Annotated in this window: 11 protein-coding genes; 6 read left to right on the top strand and 5 right to left on the bottom strand. The window is 43.3% G+C overall.

All coding sequences use genetic code 11. The features are described from left to right. Window positions 1-31: 31 nt before the first annotated feature. From CPIN_RS22915 to CPIN_RS22905, 3 genes are all read left to right on the top strand, one after another. Entirely contained in the window at window positions 32-913 is an 882-nt protein-coding gene (locus CPIN_RS22915) for a helix-turn-helix domain-containing protein (protein WP_012792229.1), read from the top strand. An 85-nt stretch (window positions 914-998) separates the two neighbouring features. Further along, window positions 999-1,880 (top strand): helix-turn-helix domain-containing protein, encoded by an 882-nt coding sequence (locus tag CPIN_RS22910; RefSeq protein ID WP_012792228.1) that lies wholly within the window; start codon window positions 999-1,001, stop codon window positions 1,878-1,880. A 66-nt stretch (window positions 1,881-1,946) separates the two neighbouring features. Then, the gene (locus CPIN_RS22905) at window positions 1,947-2,684 is read left to right on the top strand and encodes an SDR family oxidoreductase (protein WP_012792227.1); all 738 of its coding nucleotides are present in this window, start codon (window positions 1,947-1,949) and stop codon (window positions 2,682-2,684) included. Between the two features lie 27 nt (window positions 2,685-2,711). Here CPIN_RS22905 and CPIN_RS22900 read toward each other — a convergent pair whose 3' ends face one another. Together CPIN_RS22900 and CPIN_RS22895 are read right to left on the bottom strand one after the other, a co-directional pair. Continuing rightward, window positions 2,712-5,771: a beta-L-arabinofuranosidase domain-containing protein gene (locus CPIN_RS22900; protein WP_044222230.1), complete on the bottom strand. Its 3,060-nt coding sequence runs from the start codon at window positions 5,769-5,771 to the stop codon at window positions 2,712-2,714. Window positions 5,772-6,335: 564 nt separating this feature from the next. Next, the gene (locus CPIN_RS22895) at window positions 6,336-6,680 is read right to left on the bottom strand and encodes a winged helix-turn-helix transcriptional regulator (RefSeq protein ID WP_012792225.1); all 345 of its coding nucleotides are present in this window, start codon (window positions 6,678-6,680) and stop codon (window positions 6,336-6,338) included. A gap of 96 nt (window positions 6,681-6,776) precedes the next feature. On the opposite strand from CPIN_RS22895, the gene CPIN_RS22890 reads away from it, so the two are divergent. From CPIN_RS22890 to CPIN_RS22880, 3 genes are all read left to right on the top strand, one after another. Continuing rightward, a complete protein-coding gene (locus tag CPIN_RS22890; RefSeq protein ID WP_012792224.1) occupies window positions 6,777-7,520 on the top strand; it encodes an SDR family oxidoreductase in 744 nt (247 codons plus the stop codon). A gap of 21 nt (window positions 7,521-7,541) precedes the next feature. Next, the gene (locus CPIN_RS22885) at window positions 7,542-7,919 is read left to right on the top strand and encodes a DoxX family protein (protein ID WP_012792223.1); all 378 of its coding nucleotides are present in this window, start codon (window positions 7,542-7,544) and stop codon (window positions 7,917-7,919) included. Window positions 7,920-8,237: 318 nt separating this feature from the next. Next, window positions 8,238-8,477, top strand: a complete 240-nt coding sequence (locus tag CPIN_RS22880) for a hypothetical protein (RefSeq protein WP_012792222.1) — start codon at window positions 8,238-8,240, stop codon at window positions 8,475-8,477. Window positions 8,478-8,522: 45 nt separating this feature from the next. On the opposite strand, the gene CPIN_RS22875 is transcribed toward CPIN_RS22880, so the two are convergent. From CPIN_RS22875 to CPIN_RS22865, 3 genes are all read right to left on the bottom strand, one after another. Next, a complete protein-coding gene (locus CPIN_RS22875; protein WP_012792221.1) occupies window positions 8,523-11,135 on the bottom strand; it encodes an alpha/beta hydrolase family protein in 2,613 nt (870 codons plus the stop codon). 83 nt (window positions 11,136-11,218) lie between these two features. Beyond that, a complete protein-coding gene (locus CPIN_RS22870) occupies window positions 11,219-12,139 on the bottom strand; it encodes a hypothetical protein (protein ID WP_012792220.1) in 921 nt (306 codons plus the stop codon). Between the two features lie 68 nt (window positions 12,140-12,207). After that, window positions 12,208-13,692, bottom strand: coding sequence for a RagB/SusD family nutrient uptake outer membrane protein (locus CPIN_RS22865; protein ID WP_012792219.1), 1,485 nt, complete (start codon window positions 13,690-13,692; stop codon window positions 12,208-12,210). Between the last annotated feature and the right edge of the window lie 10 nt (window positions 13,693-13,702).

Genomic DNA, 13,702 nt, shown 5'->3' with positions numbered 1-13,702 from the left:
GAAGTCCTTTATAAGTAAAACATAAAAGCGAATGTCAAATCAGGCTGTTTATACTCTCATCAATCAACAAAATGGCAACCTTTCCTTTAAGGTATTCGAATTCGATAATAACAGTTACTTTGATCATATCCAGCGTAATAATTACTTTACCATCATTATCGTTACTTCAGGAGAAGGGGTTGCAAAAGTAGATTTCTGCGAATATCCTTTTCAGGAAAATAGCATGTTCGCTTTTTATCCCTACCAACCCTTCCTGCTGCAGGTAAAAGGACCTTTGGTCGGATTTTGTATTCAGTTTCACCACGACTTTTTCTGCATATACAGACATCACAAAGAGATTGCCACCAATGGTATTCTGTTCAATAATATCTATCAGCAACCGTTTATCTCGCTGGAGGAGAGTGCAAAGGCAACCCTGCTTAACTTCATCAAAGAGATCATCGGTGAACTGAAAATAGATGCACTGAGAAGAGATGAAGTGATCGTTTCCTATCTGAAGATATTCCTGGTAATCGCTACCCGGATAAAACTGGAACAACAATCCGTGCAGGAAGGCGAAGCCGTTAATGCCAAACAGCTGTTGCTCGTGCAGCGCCTAAGAAATGCAATAGAAGACAATTTCAGGGTCAAACATGCACCTAGTGATTACGCCGATTTATTACATCTGACGTCACCGGTATTATCAAAGATTGCTAAAACCCATTTTAAGAAACCTCTTTCTGAACTGATCTCTGAGCGTATTATTATTGAGGCAAAAAGAGAATTGTACCTCACACCAAAAACGATCAAAGAGATCGCCTATGAGCTTGGCTATGAAGATGAATACTATTTTAGCAGGTTCTTTAAGAGTAAAACAGCGATCTCTCCACAGTCTTACCGGGAGACAGTCGGTTTTAACCGGCAAGCAGGTTGATCACAATAGACGCCGGTAAAATCCCCCGAAATCATCTTCGCATTACTTTAAATGATAGCTTTGCAGAAATGTGAAGGGATTCTACATGGAAGAAACAACAGGATTACTGGACAAGATCCGGCATCACGATAAATTGTCGATCGCACTGAATGAGAATTGTGCGATACCCCTGCCGGATGACGTAATGCAGATATTACTCAAACCGCATCGCCTTTCTTTTTACTACTTTCAATACATTGAAAGCGGGTCTGCCACTTTTATCGCCGACCTGCAGAAATTCAATGTAGGTGACGGAGAACTGGCCTTCGGTTTACCCAATCAGATTTTTACCAAACTGCCTTATGACAAGCACCAGCGACAGTATGCACTTTCTTTTGATGAAGATACACTAAAACTGTTGCCAGGTACCTACCAGTTCCTTGTCAATCCATTTAACGTCAATTCCATCGCTTTTGATCCGGCTACACAGCAAAGGGTCAAAAACCTGCTTTCAGGTCTTTTTCAGCTGTTGCACGCCCCCGGAAGACAGCGAAAGGTAGAAGTCATACTGGCACATTTACATACCGTGCTGACCGAGTTTAATACTGCTTATTTTGAGCAATACAAAGCACCGGAAATAGTAGCAGGATCTAAACTGTCAAAGTATATTGCTTTTAAACTGGCAGTAGAAGAAAACCTGACAGAGCAGCATGATGTACAAAGCATTGCAGAGCAATTAGCGCTGACGTCTAATACCCTTTATGGTATCGTGAAAGAATTCGGCGGTGTTTCTCCGAAAGAATGGATCATCAACCGCCTGATGCTGGAAGCACAACGCAAATTGCAATACTCCACATTGTCAGTGAAAGAGCTGGCTTACGAACTGGGATTCAACGACCCAGGTTACTTCTCCCGTCTTTTCAAAAAGAGTACAGGCAAGAGTATCAGCCGCTATCTGGCTGACTTGCAGGATTTGTCCCACGATTAAAATGATTTGTCCCTGTCGTTCTTTTTTCTGCTGACTACCTTCGTTGCATCAACAAAAGAAAACAACATGAAGTCAGCATTAGTTACAGGCGCCAACAAAGGGATTGGCTTTGAAGTGGCCAAGATACTCGCACAGAAAGGTTTTTTCGTTTATTTAGGTAGCCGCACAATTGAAAATGGATTGTCCGCAGTAGAAAAACTACGCGCTAAAGGACTAAATAATATAGCCGCCGTACAACTGGATGTTAGCAGTCAGACCTCTGTCGATGCTGCACGCAGGGAGATCGGTGAGAAAACCGATGTACTGGATGTGCTGGTCAATAATGCAGGTATTGCCGGTGGATTTGAGCAATCGGCACTTACCTCCTCAGCGGATCAATATCTGTCCGTATTTGATACAAATTTATTCGGCGTTGTAAGAACGACGCAGGCATTTATTGATCTGCTTAGAAAGTCATCCGAACCAAGGATCGTAAACGTAAGCACCGCTATGGCATCCCTGTCAATGGCCGCAGATATTCAAAATAGTAATTACCCGAAACGGTATGTCATTTACCAGTCTTCTAAAGCTGCACTGAATATGTACACGGTACAACTGGCGTATGAATTGCGCGATACCGCATTTAAGGTGAATGCAGTTTGCCCGGGATGGACACAAACTGATTTTACCATGCAACAAGGCACCAACACACCGGAACAAGCAGGTGAACGTATTGCTAAATATGCACTGATCGGCGCAGATGGACCAACCGCGCAATATATCAGTGAAGAATACTTCCCTGAACCAGCGACTTGTCCCTGGTAACCGCGTGGGAGACTGTGAACCGGAAGCCTATTTCAACTGTACATCCAGGTAAACAGAGTGACGGCCATATGTTTCATAAAACGGTTTAAACACCACATCATCAATTGTAAATTCCAATTGTTGCGGATCTCCTTTGATGGACTTGCTGATATCGTCTGCATTCAGGGTTATTTTGCGCCAATCCTTTCTGGCTTCCCCTTCCTGTGCTGCCAGCAGGATCGGTCCGTAAAAAAGGCTCGCAATGTTCTGCTGATCCATTACCGGATCAAGGTGGAACCGGAAAGGCATTTTTAGGTCTATGATATCGCCGTCTTTCCATTGCCGGCGGATGGTCAGGTAAGTACCCGGCTTAGCGGTAAGTGCCTGTTCTTTACCATTAATCTTCACAAAAAATCCTTTTGTCGCCCAGCCAGGCACACGTACATTGATATCAAATTGTCCATTGCCTTTGATCGTAAGACGGGTATCGTCTTCTTTCGGGAAATCTGTTGTTTGTTCTATGGTTACATTCCGCTCTGTCCATTGTAAAGTAGAGGGAATATACAGATTGACATAGAGCGCCTGATTATCCCTGCTCTTAAAATAGATGGTATTCTGCAACTTGGTATTGCTCTCGATAGCTGTACCGTTACAACAGGTAAAACCTGTCATATCCGGATTGCCAAACTGTTTGATTGCACCAGGCCGGAGTGGCACGTGATAGGTATTGGCAGGGTTATCTTTGGCAACGGAAGCAAGAATGTGGTTGTATAACGCCCGCTCATAATAGTCCATGAATTCCGCCCGTTGATCGAAGAGGAACAGGTCACTGGTTAGCTTCAGCATATTGTAGGTGGCACAGGTTTCGTTCTGTCCTCCAGAAGAGAAACCGTTCTCATACAAGGTAGCAGGCTGACTGATAAAACATTCCGCGTTAGCGGGATTACGTGCACCTGCGACGCCTCCGATACTGTACATATAATCATTGACTGCCTTGTACCAGAAGTTATCGGCTATTTTATAATACTCCGGATTATTGGAAGCACGGTACATTTCTATACTTCCTACGATCTGGGGGATATGCTGATTGGCATGTAATCCACGGAAAATATCCACATTTTTAGCCAGTCCATGTGAATGTGCAGTATCGCCAAAGAAGACCCTGATATTGTCAAACAACTGCGCCGTCTGCAGGTATTGCTGTTTGCCGGTAATCAGGTAAAGACGGGCCATGGCCTCATTCATGCCGCCGAATTCACCGGCGATATAGGTGTTCCACATCTTTATGAGTGTATCCTGTGGCACATGACTCAACCGGGCATATACCCAGTCTCCCATACCTGTAGCTACCGTAAGCGCTTTTTGATTACCACTTACTTCATAAACATCCATCAGGCCAGCCAGTATCTTATGCAGGGTGTAGTAGGGCGCCCATATCTGGTTCTTTTGTCCGCCGTACTTAGCGCCCTTCTCCAGCATGATAAACTGATCCGGAGGATAAGCACTGATGAATCCTTTACCCCAGTTCCAGTAATCATTGCGGATACCTTCATTACTCAGATCTGAGTCATATCCTGACTTGCCGGGACCATAAGGCACCGCGGTAGGATCGGATACGGCGACTCCGCCTGTTTCCTTAGGGTTTCCTGATAACAGGGACAACTCATAGAGCGTGTTGACCATGTACGCCATTTTCTGTTCGAAATTCTGCTGTAAGGTCTTGTCATATCCCGTACTCGCATAAGCTTGCGCAATGGCTGTCAGGTAATGTCCTGTAGCATGTCCTCTCAACTTGGTATCCTGACTGTCCCACACATCTAAAGGTTTAGCGCCTTCAGGCTGCTGCCGACCAAAAGCATGACGGAACATATAGAGAAAGGAGTTCGGATCGGTAGTGGCTAATGTCCGTATGAACTTATCACGGTTTTCGACGAATTGGGTCTCATGCCCATGTGCATCATTTTTCAGTGCAACCTGTCCCAGCTTAAACGGCTCCAGCTTTAAAGTAGCTGCGGGGGATTGAGTGACACTTTTTACGGTAACAAGTGCCTTTGGCTGAAAATTCGTGCCTGGTACACGTCCTGTAAGGGTGTATTGCCCGGTTTTCAGTACCGCAGTGTTGTCGACAGGTGAAGGCCAGATCACCCGTACCTGCGGCCCTTTCTTATTATGCTGATAGGTACCCTGTACATAAGCGGGCAAGCGTGGTAAGTTTCCGACTGAGGTCTCCACTTTAACATCCGCCACACGTATTAAATAAGTATTGTATAACCGGGCTTCTGTCGGCGGGAAGTGAGGGAGATCATCCTCCTGTTTGCCTGTCGTATTGACCACTTCTTCATTCAATCCCCGTCGTGCGTGATTATAAATGCCGGCAACCTGTCTGTTACTCAGTGCAACACGGTAAATGCGGAAATCATGTATCATGGCATTCAGATTGGGATCGCCGGGGACTAATGACTTCCCGATATAGAGCTGCTTTTTTCCAGGACTGAATAAGGCCAATACGCCGGAAGGAATATCCTTTGTTTCGCCTACTGGTTTACTATCAACATAGGTGAGCATGGATTTCGAAGGAATATCTATGACGATGACCATATGTACCCATTTATTTATGGCGATGGCAGGCGCAACAGCGCTGCGCTGATTACTTTTGTCCGCAGCTATTACTACCTGATAGCCTTCCTGTGTGCTTGTTCCGGTAGGAGCTGCAAAAAGATGCTGACCGGCATCTTTTCCAAAGTCAAAAAAACATTGCCCCGTCTGGCTGGAATGCAGGTATATCCATCCTGATATGCTAAGCGATTCTATGTCTGACAATGTTTCCGCGGGAAGTGTAATGAAAGCATTGTTATTGCCGGAAAGGGATAATACCTTTCCAAAACGGTCGTCATTGACAAAAAACACTTCATTTCCCTGGGATTTACCGTGCAGGGTATTCCGGGACCAATCTTTCAGATCTCCGTTAAAAACATAACGCGCTATCATCCCCGTTTCACCGATGCCGTCCAGTATCTGGTCTCCATTTTGTGCCTGAGCGCTATGAATACCCTGGCTCCAGAAGGCCATAAACAGGATGACATGCACGAATCTTTTGTACAATTTCATATAAGCATAAATTTCCATCAATAACAGTATGTATATCTTGTTGGTCAATCAAATCGTCGCCGTCTGCTACGTTAGACAGGTCCGGAATGTACCATTACATCGGCATTACGCCGTCATCAGGCCGTTATCTGTCCGTTCCCGAACGAACAAATAAGGGTCTGATGACGGTGTTATATGGTTATACATCGAATATCGAACTAATGTCCGGATGATATGAACCGATAATTCACTATTCTATAATGCGCTATGAAGCTATAAAGAATAGCCGCGTTTCTGTATGTATATTTTAGCTGATAATTAAACGATTTTAACAAGTATCTGTAAATACGGGCTTTTCTGGTGAGGGATGCTTTATTCAGTCTGTCAGCATACGAAAAAACGCTTCAGGGGTGTGCCTTGAAAATGCGTATGCAGTACCATCAAAAAGCAATCAACAAGGAATGTTGACCACTTACCCGCTAAATGCGACCAGTTGGTAATTCATACTTTGGGGGAATGTGTGATAATAATTACATTAATGGGATGCCGCTTTTACATCACTCCGTCAAATAAGCGTCATTCTGGTTATTGTCCGGTGATTGTCTTCCGGTGGTTTTGTCCCCAGCGGATCATTGCATCAATGACTTCTTTCAGTGTTTCTGCATAGGGTGTAGACGAGTATTCAACAGTGACCGGTTTGGTATTGCAGACGGTCCGGCTGATTAATTGATTCATCTCCAGTTCCTGTAGTTCCTTTGTCAGTATTCTCGGAGAAATCCCAGACTCCCGCGAGAGTTCTCCGAAGCGCTTCTTTCCCTGGTTTACCAATATTGAAAGGATAAACAGTTTCCATTTCCCGTTCACTACATACAGTGTATCCTGAATAGCGGAATGTACATTTTCGCATGCCACATCCTGATTGTCTTTCATATACTATCCTTTTTGTAACTACTTACATCTCTGTAACCAACTACAAAGCTACTGCTTTAATGAATAACCTTTGTGCTTCATTTAAAACAATAGAAAATGGGAACATTTGATGGTAAAGTAGTCGTTATTACAGGCGGGAATAGCGGTATAGGGTATGCCACTGCCAGGGCGTTTAAAGAGCTGGGAGCATCCGTCATTATAACAGGAAAACGGGAAGATGCTTTGAAAAAGGCAGCAGCCGAATTGGACGTAACCGGTAAATTAACGGATCAGGCTAGTCTGGAGGATATTGATACGCTGGTCGCAGAGCTGCAGCATACTTCGGGTAAAGTAGACGTACTGTTTATTAATGCGGGCGTCGCTTTCTTTGCGCCGATTGAATATACTTCCGAGGAACAGTTTGATACAATGATCGACGTCAATTTTAAAGGGAGCTTCTTCACCCTGCAAAAGTTCATTCCTATACTGAATGACGGTGCTGCTGTCATCTTTTTAACTTCCGGGAATACAGCACTGGTAATGGAGAATAGCGCTGTTTATTCAGCGAGCAAATCTGCTGTCGGCCATCTGGCCAGAATAGCAGCAAAGGAACTGGCTCCAAGAAAGATAAGAGTGAATACTGTGAACCCTGGTCCTACAGAAACGGAGATGCAACAGAAATTTGGATTTGATGAAGCGACCCTGGCAGCAATGAAAGGACAGATACTCACACAGGTACCTTTAGCAAAGATGGGCAGACCGGAAGATGTAGCCAGTATGGTTGTTTATCTGGCTGATAATACCATTTCTTCATTTATCACAGGAGCGGAGTTTTTCATTGATGGCGGCATGGCTTTATAATACAATTAAAACAGAATAAAAATGACAACAAGAGCAAGAAATATTACGGGATGGGTATTGAGCGGGATAGCAGGTCTTATGCTGGGGGCTTCCGCTATTGATAAGATTGTTCAAAGCGGACATGCATTGCAAATGAGCGCTTCCTTCGGATTATCAGGAGGGGTATATTCACTGTTAGGGATCATTGAAATTTTATCCGTGGCTTTATTTCTCTATACCAGGACGGGAGTGCTTGGAACATTATTATTGTCTTCGTACCTGGGAGGCGCTATTGCTACCCATCTGCAACATCAGCAGGATGTTTTATTTCCGGTGTTTTTTGAAGTGCTGATATGGGTTACAGCCGTGATCCGTTTCCCGGAAATGACACGAAGGATATCAGGTAAACCAATCATGTAACTGAGTTGAGTGTACAGTGAGCGGTTATCATTTCATAGAAGCCGACTTTTTTGATAAGTGATTTATTTGGATTTAAACCGAATAGTACACTAACTTAGTAGGGTAATAAAGCAGAAAGATTAGTTTAACCCAAAAATCCACCAAAGCTTAATCGCGTGTTATTTGCTTTTTTCATTTACCTGGCATGGCGGGGATAACCCGGCAGCTGCCGGGCAGGTGAAAAACTCAGGATATTTCTTTGGCCAAAAAATAAGGGCGTACCCGAAAACCCTAAGAACAGAGTAGGGAACTACAAATTAAAAACCAAAAAACTATTTTATGAAAAAGGCTAGAATCGCACTTGCTGCTATCGCAATTTTCGCCGTTGCTGGCGGAGCACTGGCATTCAAATCAAAAGCACTGGATTTCGTATATGTAGCCGGCGCTAACGGTCAGTTTACCAGCAAACTGTATGGTTACACTTTTGCTCCTGGTCAGACAACAGTTACAGGTAGAGCAACTACTATTTCTACTACCGCAACTACTATTCCAACCACCACTTATTATGTTGGTAACTGATGAATACAAGAAAGGTATGGTTGCTGCCATACCTTTCTTATATCACTATCTATTTGTGCCGTCCATCCAGGATGGCATCTTTTTGTTTTTAAGATAATGGTCGAAGAATGCTGATAAGCGTGTGTAATAATCCACCTGGTTCTCCTCGCTCACTACGTGCCGGTCGCCCCGATATGTTAACATCCACACCTTTTTTCTAAGTCTTTTTAGTTCTGCGAAGAAAGATAGTCCCTGAGAAAATAAAACATTTCCGTCCTCGGTATTGTGCATCATCAACAAAGGCGTATTGACATTTTTTGCAAAGAATATAGGGGAATTTTGCACATACAGGTTCACACTGTCGCTTAAGGCGCTGACGACTTTTGGAGGACCGTCCTTGAGATAGCCGTCCCACATGGTACCTGCTGTTCCAACCGGCGTACTATAGGATTCGATAATACTTGCTACACCGGCAGCGGATAACGCCGCCGCAAAAATATTGGAATGTGTGATGATATAGTTTACCTCATATCCGCCAAAGCTATGTCCTGTTATCGCCATCTTTGAAGGGTCTATCCATTTGTACTTTTTCAAATGATCGACAGCGGCTAATACAGAAGCCAGTGCACCTTCACCAGGTTTCTTATGTTCGGTCACAATGTTGCCTTTAAATACAAGGTAGCCATTGCTGACCAATCTGCTTAGATCTATATCTCCTCCTGAACCGTTGCCCGGCGCCTCATATTTGTTGAGTTCAATGCTTTTCTGTTCATAAATATTTATGATCAGCGGATATACTTTTGTTGAATCAAAATTTTCAGGCTTGTATAGAACACCTTCAACATCATAACCTCTGGCGTCGCGATACTTGTGCAATTCTGATGTGAGCCAGTTGTAGTTCTTCTGTGGATGGATGTCTGAAAGCTGTTTGAAATGCTCGAAGTCTTCAGTAAAATACAGATTGGGTGCTTCACCGGCGCTTTCCATCCGCACCAGATAACTGTTCCGATCAACTGCCTTGTGAATGTCCCGGTTAAGCTGAGGATAGAAAAGCTTTAGATTTCCTATGTACACAGATTGAAAATGCATGTTCCGGGGATCTACAACAGATCCTGGTTTCCATCTTTGCAAGGCTATCTTTTTATTATTTAGATCTAAAGCGGATAATAAGAAAGTTCCGTCTTTTTCTGGCTGAAGTCTGTACCTGGAAAGTGGTAAGTGATAGATGATATGCCTGTTTTGCTGCAAACCTGCGGTCAGGTTTACAGTTTGTTGTCTGGCTTCCGGATCTACAAGATAAATATTGCAGGTTGTACTGATCAGTACATGCCGGTCTTCAGAAAGCCAGCCGGTGATGCCAACCGGATGTTGTGCTTTCGGATAATCCTTCAGCCTGAAATCCAGTAAACTTTCAGTTTCGCTGCTTAATATCTTCACACGCTGCAGATCTGAAAGAGAAACGCTGTAATAAGCACTGAATGCAGGATCATAATACACCAGGTATTTACCCCCTGGCGAGATCTGGATACTTTTTAATCCTGTCTGGCTGTTTAATTTAACGGGGAAACGCTTCCCTGATGCTGTCGAACAGAGGTAGTAGTTATAGGCATCAGTATACGTTTGGTCGGTACTGTCTTGTGTCCGGCATCTGATGATAATATAATTATCTGGGGTTTCCTCCCTTGGTGTTTCCAATATAATCTCTTCATTCGCTTGTGTAAGCTGTATAAGCTCTTTATTATTCAAGTTGATGCTCGCCAGTAAATGAGTGATTGTGTCATTTATATTTGTTCCTTCGAAGTCAGCTGTTTTAAGAATAGGATCCTGATAACTGGAGATAACGAGATTTGGATTATTTACTGCTGACTTTATTGGCTGCTGCAATGTAAGGAACAGGTGTTGTCCGTTACTGCTGAATTTGAATGAACATCCGGCACACACATGGACATTGTTAGCACTACCTCGCTGTTTTTCAGTATAAAGACAGGTAGCTCCGGCGATATTTGTTTTGCCGACCCATAGCTGTGTAAGCTGGCTACTATCAGTCCAGAATGCAAATTGCTGGTCTGTGTTATCGAAGATGATATTATTTATTCCGGATCCATTGAATACTGTCGTGTAAACAGCCTCCTTTAAATTCAAAAGGACTAATCTTCCTGTGTCGTTGTTAAGTTGTTGGAGCAGCAGATACTGCTGGTTATGACTAACCACAAAATCCGATATACTATCCAGGGCAATCTTTTTATTGTCCCGAAGTCTGATGATAGAAAGCGCGTTACTTTTTACCGATCTTTGGAGTAGCCACTGATCCAGACCTGTTTTAAGTAACCTGAAACTGCTGACGTCAGGAACATAACTCACTTTCCGGGAAGTCAAATCCAGTTTTAACAGTGTATCCTTACATATTGCGAACAGGATATTACTCCGGTCGTTAAATGTGGGATCTGTTAATTCATCGAATTGTGTTTGCCAGTCAGTTTGCGTGGCCCTGACCACTGTCTTTGTTTCTCCTTCATGCGCCGTTTGCATATTGTAGTAGACGAAGCGACCATTATTACTAATATTTCCATATCCGATGGATGGCCATGATTTGAAGCTGTCTATCCTAAGTGGTGGCTTTTGAGCGTGGGCAGTAATGACTAGATAGAGGAAGCAATGTATAAAAATCAGAGTCTTCATTTTGGTTAAACGAGCTTAATACCAGTTATTTGTTAATCATTGAATTTAAGTAACAATCCTGCAGTGTTAAAGCAGCTATATGGTTATAACCAGGTTGGCTGATCATTTTTCATTTTCTGAATTTTTTCTTCATATTCTTTAACGCTGGCCCAATCGTTTTTATCCTTGGCCAGGGTCACCGCTTTTTCTTCAACCGCAATCGCTTTATCCTTTTTTCCCAGTTTATACAGAATACAGGAATAGGTATCTATCCTGGTATAGCGATTAGGGTCAGCGTTCACCACTTTCTCCATATAGTCCGCACACTTGTTCAGCACATTTTTGTCACTTGAATGATAGAATACGGTCCCGTAAATGAAGTCATTCAAGAAGGCTGCGCCGTTTCCGGTTGTTTCTACGCCTTCTCGTTCCAGTCTGTCCATATGACCGCTAATGTAATTTGTCCAGTCCCCGGTATCTTTGTACCAACTGGATTTTGCTTCGAAAATAAGTTTCGGAATTCTGTCTGCGCCATATTTGTCAGACAATTGCTTTTCTAAAGCATTCCAATCTGCCGGTTGCTGCAAGGGCTTGCCATTTATAAAAGCCTGGGGGCGGATGAGGTCATAAAAAATGACCCTGCCTGTAAACCACCTGGAAAAGCCAGGATCGCCAATGAGGCTATCAGACTGTGCTGAGTTCGTTTCCATATAGCCGAATAAAGGATCTTTCGTCGTGAATATTTTATTGAAAAAAGCAAGATAGAGGCGTAATCCGGGACTGACTGCTTCTTTAGGATTGGTGTGGTCTATGTACCGGGATTTGTATGCTTTCGCCAGACTAAGCGCCGAACTATCTTTTCTCAATTCATTCTCTTTAAGCACTAATGATAGTAACGCCTCTTTCCCAATGGTACCCTTCCGGTATTCCTGTTGCAAGGATTGGTATTCGATCTCATTTATCGTTGACTGAGCGAAGCCGAATAAAGGGAAAAATTGTAGTAATCCGATCAATAGTCTTTTCATGTCTAAGTATGTATTTTAACATTGTTTGATATTGAAGCAAAAGCACGTTTTTATATAACCGGAGTTTATTAGTTATACCCGGGATTTTGTTTCAGTAGCGGGCTTAATAATATATCTGAAAGAGGAATAGGATAAAGTGCTTTAAAAGACTGCCAGTTGCCGTTTTTCGTAGCCGACACTTTAGTCATTATTTCATCGATTTTTCCCGCCCTTCGAATATCAAACCACCGATGACCTCCTTCGATGAATAGTTCTACGCGTCGTTCGTTCAGTATACGGGTTCTAATCGCTGTTTGTGTAAGCCCTGCCGGGAGGTCGGGTAATGGGTTGGGTACTTGCGGGGAAGCAGCTGCGCGCGATCTTGTGTGTAGTACATTTAAATCAGCAATCGCACCGACTGTATTATTTTGCTCATTCCGTGCTTCTGCACGAATGAGATATTGCTCTGCCAGGCGTAACAGAATGGTGTATTCGCTGACGGTTTCCTCACCAAACCTGGCTTTATATTTGGCCGGATATGGATAATCTTTATTGTCGGCATTTATATGGCCGATCCACGCTGCCTTACGTTGATCTCCCGGTTCAAAGCTATTGAGCAGGTCATCCGAGATGTACAGTGGATGTACATCATTCGGGCCTCCATCAGGTAAAACAAATAGTTCACCCTCGTCGGTATTAAACTGATTTTTTACAGGTTGTAGCGACCATATTGTTTCTTTGCTGTTCTTTTTAAATATCTCAGTGAGCGGGATGTCTGAAGTATACATCGCAGTTTCCGAAATGACCTTCGTAGCGGCATCTTCTGCCTCAGGGTAGCGCTTCATATATAGATAGACTCTTGCACTGAGGGCATTTACTGCAGCTATATTAGGGCGTATCCGTTCACTGGTTGCATTAAGCAGTGTTTCGTCTACATAAAGATTGTTGAGTTGCTTCCGCGCGATATCCAGGTCAGCCAGTATTTCTGCATAGATTTCATTGGTTGCCGTCCTGGGTACTTTAATACTTTCCTGGTAGATGCTGCTTGTTAAAAGTGGTACGTCTCCATAAAGATTGACCAGGTAGAAATAATGATAGGCACGGAGGAAATAGAGTTCTCCCAGTAACCTGTCACGAATCACAGTATTCAGATTCACTGATCCGCTGAGCCCTTCTATAGCTGCATTAATGGAATATATAATTGAATACAGCGTGTTCCAGAAGGGCACGTTGATGTATCGCTGGTCAAGTTCATTCTGATAATGCCTGGTATAATTTAGGTTCGCATTTACACTAAACAATCTCAGGTTATCAGCGGAAAGTTCAGGGTAAAGGGAGATAGCGGTTGGGCCCTGATCATAAAAAGTGTTACTCATTCTGGCATAAATAGCTGTTACTACTGCGATTGCCGTTGAATTGTCGTTATAGACATTTGAGGCATTGACGCTGGTTGCCGGAGGATCTAATTCCAGGTATTTTCTGCAACTGTATTGAGAAAGCACTATACAGATGCAACAAAAACAGCGCAACGGATTGTTGTAAAGAAATCGCTTTTTATATTGTTGAATGCTCATTTCCGGGAGA

It is taken from the genome of Chitinophaga pinensis DSM 2588 (assembly GCF_000024005.1).
In the GTDB taxonomy this organism is placed as follows: domain Bacteria; phylum Bacteroidota; class Bacteroidia; order Chitinophagales; family Chitinophagaceae; genus Chitinophaga; species Chitinophaga pinensis.
This window is presented reverse-complemented; position numbering and strand designations above follow the sequence as displayed.

Bases quoted from the DNA above. Each gene is read 5' to 3' on its own strand.
- CPIN_RS22910 (WP_012792228.1), top strand. From the start codon at position 999: ATGGAAGAAACAACAGGATTACTGGACAAGATCCGGCATCACGATAAA.
- CPIN_RS22865 (WP_012792219.1), bottom strand. From the start codon at position 13,692: ATGAGCATTCAACAATATAAAAAGCGATTTCTTTACAACAATCCGTTG.
- CPIN_RS22890 (WP_012792224.1), top strand. From the start codon at position 6,777: ATGGGAACATTTGATGGTAAAGTAGTCGTTATTACAGGCGGGAATAGC.
- CPIN_RS22900 (WP_044222230.1), bottom strand. From the start codon at position 5,771: ATGAAATTGTACAAAAGATTCGTGCATGTCATCCTGTTTATGGCCTTC.
- CPIN_RS22875 (WP_012792221.1), bottom strand. From the start codon at position 11,135: ATGAAGACTCTGATTTTTATACATTGCTTCCTCTATCTAGTCATTACT.
- CPIN_RS22915 (WP_012792229.1), top strand. From the start codon at position 32: ATGTCAAATCAGGCTGTTTATACTCTCATCAATCAACAAAATGGCAAC.
- CPIN_RS22885 (WP_012792223.1), top strand. From the start codon at position 7,542: ATGACAACAAGAGCAAGAAATATTACGGGATGGGTATTGAGCGGGATA.
- CPIN_RS22905 (WP_012792227.1), top strand. From the start codon at position 1,947: ATGAAGTCAGCATTAGTTACAGGCGCCAACAAAGGGATTGGCTTTGAA.
- CPIN_RS22870 (WP_012792220.1), bottom strand. From the start codon at position 12,139: ATGAAAAGACTATTGATCGGATTACTACAATTTTTCCCTTTATTCGGC.
- CPIN_RS22880 (WP_012792222.1), top strand. From the start codon at position 8,238: ATGAAAAAGGCTAGAATCGCACTTGCTGCTATCGCAATTTTCGCCGTT.
- CPIN_RS22895 (WP_012792225.1), bottom strand. From the start codon at position 6,680: ATGAAAGACAATCAGGATGTGGCATGCGAAAATGTACATTCCGCTATT.